Raw genomic sequence first — 6851 nt, 5'->3', positions numbered from 1 at the left:
CGCGGCTGGCGGCGGCCGGCGTTGGCCTGGAGAAGCTCACCCTGCACGTGGGCGCCGGCACCTTTCTGCCGGTGAAGACGGAAGACCTGTCGATGCACAAGATGCATGCCGAATGGGGCGAGATCGATCCCGCGACCGCAAACAGGCTTAACGCGGCGCGAGCCGCAGGCGGTCGCATCATATGTGTCGGCACGACCTCGCTGCGCCTGATCGAGAGTGCGGCGGATCCTGACGGAACGATCCAACCGTTCCGTGCGGAAACCGCCATCTTCATCACACCGGGCTACCGGTTCCGTGCAGCAGACGGGCTGATGACCAACTTCCACCTGCCGAAATCGACATTGTTCATGCTGGTCTCGGCGTTCGCCGGTCAGGCGACGATGCGGGCTGCCTATGATCACGCGATCGCCTCAGGGTATCGTTTCTATTCCTACGGCGACGCCAGCCTGTTGTGGCGCGCCGAGTGATGGCGGCGTTTCCGTTCCAAATCGCCGCCACCGACGGTCGCGCGCGGACCGGCGTGCTGTCGACGCCCCGCGGCGACATCCGGACGCCGGCCTTCATGCCGGTGGGTACGGCAGGCACCGTCAAGGCGTTGACGGTGGAACAGGTGGCCGCCACCGGCGCCGACATCCTGCTGGGTAACACCTATCACCTGATGCTGCGCCCTACGGCGGAGCGGGTAAGTCGGCTGGGCGGCCTGCACCGCTTCATGCGTTGGGAGAAGCCGATCCTGACCGATTCCGGCGGCTTCCAGGTGATGTCGCTCTCCAACATTGCCAAGGTGACCGAGGAGTCCGTGACCTTCCAGAGCCATCTGGACGGTAGTCGCCACGTGCTGACGCCCGAACGCTCCATCGAGATCCAGGCCGATCTGCTGGGCGCGGACATCGTGATGCAACTGGACGAACTGGTGGCCCTTCCCGCCACCGGTGATCGCGCCGCCGAGGCTATGCGGCGCTCCGCGCGATGGGGTGAACGGTCGAAGGCGGCCTTCGGTCATCGCGACGCTCAGGCGCTGTTCGGCATCCAGCAGGGCGGTGTCGACGAGGCGCTCCGTAGCGAGTCGGCCCGGCGTCTCATCGAGACCGGCTACGACGGCTATGCCATCGGCGGCCTGGCCGTGGGTGAGGGGCATCAGGCCATGGTCGAGGTGCTGGACTTCGCCCCTGCCCAACTACCGGCAGATCGGCCGCGATACCTGATGGGGGTGGGCAAGCCGATCGATCTGGTCGAGGCGGTCTACCGGGGTGTCGATATGTTCGACTGCGTACTGCCGACCCGGTCCGGTCGCCACGGTCAGGCCTGGACCTGGGATGGTGCGATCAACCTGAAGAACGCCCGGTTCGCCGAAGACGACAGTCCGCTTGACGCCTCTAGTGACGTTTCGGCCAGTCGAGACTACTCGAAGGCCTATCTGCACCACCTCGTGAAGTCACAGGAGATCCTGGGCCAGGTGCTGCTGTCCTGGCACAATCTGGCGTTCTTCCAGTCGCTTATGTCGGAGCTCAGGGCCGCGATTTCGGAAGGACGGCTGGAGGCTTTCCGTCAGGCGTTCGCGTCGCGTCATTTCGCGTCGGATACTTCGGCCTAGGCTCTGTCTTCGCTGTCACAGCAGGCGACTTGGTCATTGTGTGCGTCGGTGCTGCGGGCGCTGGGCAACCGCGAGCCTCACCAAGCCCCTTGAGATATGCGCGGCGTACTGATCCCGCCAGGATAGCGTTCTGCACCAGCTTGTCATGGCTGGCGGCGCCGGAGACACGTCGCACGACGCCACGGAACGGAATGGCGCCCCCCGCCAGATCACCGGCAACGCTCAGCGCCGTTTGCTTGCCGCGGTCCGCAAGATCCACCTCGTCAGTTGGGAGCTGATCAAGGTCAGGCCCGAGCGCGGCCTCAAGCGGCTGAAGCAGACTGACCAATGTTGAGCATTTCCAGTTGCGCGGCGGCCGCTGGTAAGGGTCCTTGAGCGACTCCAGCAGGAGCTCCGGTATCTCGACCTTCATGACATTCAGGTCGCGAAGCGGCGTGGTGGCTGCCCCCTGAACGCTGCCCTGCTTCACCTGATCCGATGTTCGGACCTGGTCATCCGGCGCCGGTGCCGGCGGGGGAGCGGTCCGTCCCGTCCGGGTCTGAGCGGCCGCAGACGAAACCAGCCCGGCGACAGCGAGGGACAGCAAGGCAAGACGAAGGGATGCATTCATGAGTTCACCAGAGGCCGACAATGCGCCGAGCAGTGTACCCTGTCACGAATGTCGCTTCCACTTTCGGTCTCAGCCCTCTAGGTTCCGCGCCGCTTCATCCGGGCTGCCGTCAAAGGTCGCCTTGAGTCGCGGGCCGGTAGCTCAGTGGTAGAGCATTCGACTTTTAATCGAATGGTCGTGAGTTCGAACCTCACCCGGCCTACCAACATTCTGGCGGAGCTCCGGTTCCCAAAATGAACGGAGCCGGTGCGAGAGGTCGCCCGGCTCCGCTAGATGATAGGTTTATCAGGGACTATTTCGGCGCAGGTTCGCTGGTTTTCGCGAGGTAAGCCTCAAGTGCCTGGCGCGCCACCGTCTTGCAGCCGCTGGTTTCAGCGACCCGGACGATATCGTCCAAAGTCGTCAGGCTTTCCAGCGCGGGACAGATGCCGCCACGGCGGGCTCCGAAGGTCCGACCCTCGGGCGGCGGCTGGACCAGGGCGCGGAGCGTTTCGAAACGCGCCGCGTCGGCCGAGGCCAGTCGTGCGCCGGGCAGAGCCACGCCGCCGGCCGCGCCGCGTAGTGTGGTGACCTCGCCGGAGGCGCGCATCAGAGTGACTGTCTGGCCCGCACCAAGCGCCAGTCGGGCGCCCGCGCCATAGGCTTGCCCACGTTTGATCGCCGGATCAGACGAGTTGACGACAATGTAGTCGCTGGCCATCGCCACGCCGCCGAATGCAACGGAAAGGGCGACGCCGAGCAGTATCTTTCGCATCAGGAATTCCCCGCATTTCTGCATTTCAGACCCAGGAACAAGTTGACCACTAACACACGGAAGCCCTGAACGGTGTCTGAACAAGTGGTGTGTCGTTCTCATGTACGAGGCGGCCGGGCACCAAGACGCAGAACGCCGAACTTGGCCAGCCAGACAAGTCCTCGCTCGACGAAGGGGCGACGATCGGCAGGAACTTCGGCCATCAAAGCCATCACTGAACGCGGGCCGTTGGTGAGGCGGGACACCAGGGCGGCAACTTCGCCGGCGGTCGGCAACCGCGCGGCCTCGCTTCGGACGCCCGGTCTATTCAGCCAGGCTGTCAAGTCGTCCTCCGCAAATGGTCGCGCAAGCGCCACAGTCTCCAGGCCGGACAGATTTGCTGTCGGATAGGCCTGAAACATCCGAAAGGGGTCCGGCCGGTAGGGGTTTTCCAGTGACCCTTGTGCAGGCGCTGATCGTCGTCGTCGCGCCAGCTCGCTCCACAGCGCCTGATACTGGGGAATGACAACGCCCCAATCGAAGGTCTGAAGGGCTCGCGCACGCCCAGACCTTCCCATCCGGCCTCTCAGGTCCGCGTCTGAAAGTAGAGCGACGAGGTCGTCTGCAGCCGCGGCGATGTCCACGGAAGTGAACAGGGCGGTGGTCCCGGCGAAGGTCTCGTAAGTGATCAAGCGATGCGCATGGGCGTAGGCCAGATCAGTTCCCAGGCCTGGCCTCGGCGTCATCGTCGGGATTCGAAAACCATCGATCCCGTGACGCACGGTGTCGCGGTAGCCGTCCCAGTCACTGACAACGCACGGCAGGCCCGCTGCCATGGCCTCTAGGGGCGTGATCCCGAAGGTCTCCTGAGTATTGTCTGACAGCGAGAGGAACACATCTGCTGCCGACAGAACTTCATCGCGCGCCTCGGCAGAGCGATCTTCAACAACGCAAATCTCGACGTCGGGGCAGAAGGCGCCCGCTGCCCGGACAAAGGCTTCCTCGTCGTGAGGCCGGTGGGCGCCACCAAACATGATCCAGTATATCCGGGTCCCGAGCCGCTGGGCTGCTTCCTGGAGTGCGATGCCCATGGGGCCTGGGTGCATCTTCGTATTCGCGCTGAAGCGACCGAGGTGCAGCGCTGCCGGCGCCTCTTCCGGAATTCCCAGCTTCTGACGCCATCGCCGTCTCGCCTTGGGCGTCAGTTCGAAATCGTCAACGTGAAGTCCCAAGGGAATAGTGACCAGCTGAGCCGGTGCAATCCGCGTGGCGCCGAAGCGATCCTGGAGATATCCAGCGACACCTTCCAGTACGGTCTCTACGGCCTTGCGGCCGGCCTCGGAGGTACAAACCAATGCGTCCCAGGGTTCCAGCGGTGCCAGCAGCAGGCTGCTGATCTCGTCGACAATGTGTGTCTCGGAGATCGTGTGGGTAACGCCGGTCAGGGAGTAATCTGTTCCACTCAGCGCCCGGCGCGCCCAGGCCTCATAAGCAAGCTCCGGGGTGGGGATATGCAAGGCCCCGGCTTCGGCGAAACGACCCCGCTCATCTCGATCCAGCCAGACAACAGGTCGTGTCGGCGGCCCCTGGCGCTGGACAAGTGCATCCAGCACCGCACGGTCTTCACCGAAGTGATCCCAGAAGTAAAAGGCTTCAATGTCGGCGTGCTTGAGAAAGCCACGCAGAAATCCTTCACCCGCCGAGTGCCGCCCCATGGGTCGCGGAATGGCCGCGTTGAACGGCTCGGAGTTGAACTGTATCGCCGCGTTGGTCATGGCATCCCGGGGCAGACGCCGACACGGGGTCGGCTGTCAGTTAGTTGCTCGCCATTTTCGCAGTGGCGCTGGGCAGCGGCCCAGAGGCGTCGCCGACGATGGTGAAGGGTGCCCAGAAGTAGGGATGACTGAACTGTTCGCTCTGTTGCAGCGTCGATTGCGCCAGCAGCATTGCGTCGCCCTTGGTGGAGGCTTTAGCTGAGAACATCCCCGTCATGAGGCGCACCGTCGCCACCGAGTCCACGGACCAGTGGGAGACGATCAATGAACGCCCACCGGCATAGATAACCGCTCGGGTCAGGCCGCCCAGAGCCTCGCCGCCGCCTTGCATACCCGTGGTCGTGGCGTCGCCGCCGGATCCGCCTGTGTCGCAGGCCGACAGCACCACGAGATCGGCATCCAGCTTCAGGTCGAGAATCTCGCTGGTGTCCAGCAGACCGTCACTGTCGCCCAGACCAACTGAGGTCATCAGAGCCGGTTCGGGCAGGCAGGCCGACGGCTGCGGAAGCAGGCCGTGGGTCGCGAAGTAGAGAACCTTGTAGTCCGATAGGTCGGTTCGTGCGCGGAGCCCGTCATCCGTAAAGGCCGTGCCTACAATGACCTGGTCGGCTGAAACGCCACCGATGCTGGCGCCGACGTTGCGGACTTCGTCGGCTGTATCGGGAAGGGCCGGCATCTGTAGCAACGCCAGCCGCGTGTTCTCGCAGATACTGGAGACAGCTCTTCCGGTGGAAACAATACTTACCGATCGCTTCACCACGGACGAGTAGGCCTGTGGATTGCTGCGAGCCGGCGTCGAGGGATCGGCAAACCCCAGAAAGCTGCGCGTGGCCTTACTTGGCGCGAAAGCCCGCGACTGCATGAAGCTGGCGGCCGATAGCACCAGCGCGCTTTCGACCTTGGCCCCCAACCACGCGACCTTGCGATAGTCGGGGTCATTGCCCTCGGGCGTCGCCGCCAGCAGAGGGGCCGGATCCTGCGTCACCAGCGTGGCCACCGGCAGGGAGATCAAACCGCCGTCCGGTTCATAGATCAGGTGCTTTGCGGCCATGACCTGCGAGGCCACCGGGCCCAACAGTTTCTGGAACAGGTCATAAGATAGCGCGACGTCGAAGGGCGGCAGAGAGTCCTCTTGCTCAAACGGAGAGCGCAACCGAACGACCGCAGCTCCTGCGGTTCCGCGATTGAGGTCGATGGCATAGGGCGTCGCCATTGTCGGCGACACCAGCAAGCCGTAGCCACGATTGCTGAGCAACAGGATCTTTACGTAGACTTCGTCCCTGCGCAGTACCTTTTGCAGGTCAGCCAGTGAGGCGCTGGACGAGACCAACTGCGCGTACCGGGGATTGGCTGACAACAACTGGCTTTCAAGACCATCAGACTGTTCCTGAAGCAGTTTGAGCCGGGCTTCGAGATCGACCCGTTCCTGACCGGAGTAGGCGTTTGTAGCCTGAAGGTTTGCGGCTTGAGCTTCAGCGGCGCGCAGTTCCCGGCGGGTATCTTCCAGGGCGCGGACCAGTCCCGTGACGGCGCCATCGCCGGAGGCCACGCGGGCGGCCAGCTTGGAAACAGTCTGTGCGGTGGCGTTCGAGACGACGCTCGATGCCGCGTTGAAGAACCGGCTGCGGTATTCGTCCGCTTTGGCGGGATCGGAGCTGATCAGCTTGATCAACAGATCAAAATAGGGCGCGGCGTCATCAGCAGACGCGCCCAGGGCGCCGCGCTGTTCCTGAAACAGCTTGAAAGCACGCTCATAGGTGACCAGCGCCGCATCCTCCTGGCCGGCGCTGACCTGCGCCCGTCCCAGGTCCAGCAGCAGGCCGCCTTCCGCAGCCGTGCCGGCATGACGCAGCCGAATGGTGCGGATCGCGCCTTGATAGCGAGTGACAGCCACCGCAGGCTGGCCAGAGTCCATGTCGAGTTCGGCAAGATCCGCCTCGATCCGCGCCCGAAGCCAGACGTTCAGCGCCCCGTTGCCCTCCGCCGCCGAAAGCATCCGGCCTGCCCGTTCCAGGGCGGCTCGCGCACCGGCGATATCGCCCTGGGCCCCCAGCGAGGACCCGACCACTTCCAGCGCCTGGGCGTCCTGAACCACGAGGCGATCAGCCACGGTGACGGCGCTGCCGCCCATAACGTCGC

The 6851-nt window shown here is 64.1% G+C and carries 6 protein-coding genes and 1 tRNA gene; 4 read left to right on the top strand and 3 right to left on the bottom strand.

Features of this window, described 5'->3' with window-relative positions; genetic code table 11:
- The 4 genes from ACIQ42_RS13945 to ACIQ42_RS13930 all read left to right on the top strand — a co-directional run.
- The coding region (locus tag ACIQ42_RS13945; RefSeq protein WP_397422849.1) for an S-adenosylmethionine:tRNA ribosyltransferase-isomerase at positions 1 to 467 on the top strand (467 nt) is incomplete at its 5' end.
- Entirely contained in the window at positions 467 to 1594 is a 1128-nt protein-coding gene (tgt, locus tag ACIQ42_RS13940; RefSeq protein ID WP_397422847.1) for a tRNA guanosine(34) transglycosylase Tgt, read from the top strand. The genes ACIQ42_RS13945 and tgt, both read left to right, overlap by 1 nt.
- 145 nt (positions 1595 to 1739) lie before the next feature.
- Positions 1740 to 1928 (top strand): hypothetical protein, encoded by a 189-nt coding sequence (locus ACIQ42_RS13935; protein ID WP_397422845.1) that lies wholly within the window; start codon positions 1740 to 1742, stop codon positions 1926 to 1928.
- A 406-nt stretch (positions 1929 to 2334) separates the two neighbouring features.
- Positions 2335 to 2409: transfer RNA gene (locus tag ACIQ42_RS13930), tRNA-Lys, on the top strand.
- 87 nt (positions 2410 to 2496) lie between these two features.
- Here ACIQ42_RS13930 and ACIQ42_RS13925 read toward each other — a convergent pair.
- The 3 genes from ACIQ42_RS13925 to ACIQ42_RS13915 all read right to left on the bottom strand — a co-directional run.
- Positions 2497 to 2958 (bottom strand): hypothetical protein, encoded by a 462-nt coding sequence (locus tag ACIQ42_RS13925; RefSeq protein ID WP_397422844.1) that lies wholly within the window; start codon positions 2956 to 2958, stop codon positions 2497 to 2499.
- Positions 2959 to 3056: 98 nt separating this feature from the next.
- Positions 3057 to 4712, bottom strand: coding sequence for a glycosyltransferase family 4 protein (locus tag ACIQ42_RS13920; RefSeq protein WP_397422843.1), 1656 nt, complete (start codon positions 4710 to 4712; stop codon positions 3057 to 3059).
- A 40-nt stretch (positions 4713 to 4752) separates the two neighbouring features.
- Positions 4753 to 6851: CHAT domain-containing protein (locus tag ACIQ42_RS13915; RefSeq protein ID WP_397422841.1), on the bottom strand; the 2099-nt coding region annotated here is incomplete at its 5' end.

The organism is Phenylobacterium sp. (genome assembly GCF_044372605.1).
Taxonomy (GTDB): domain Bacteria; phylum Pseudomonadota; class Alphaproteobacteria; order Caulobacterales; family Caulobacteraceae; genus Phenylobacterium.
The sequence above is the reverse complement of the archived record's forward strand: the minus strand, read 5'-3'. Positions and strand labels throughout refer to the sequence as shown.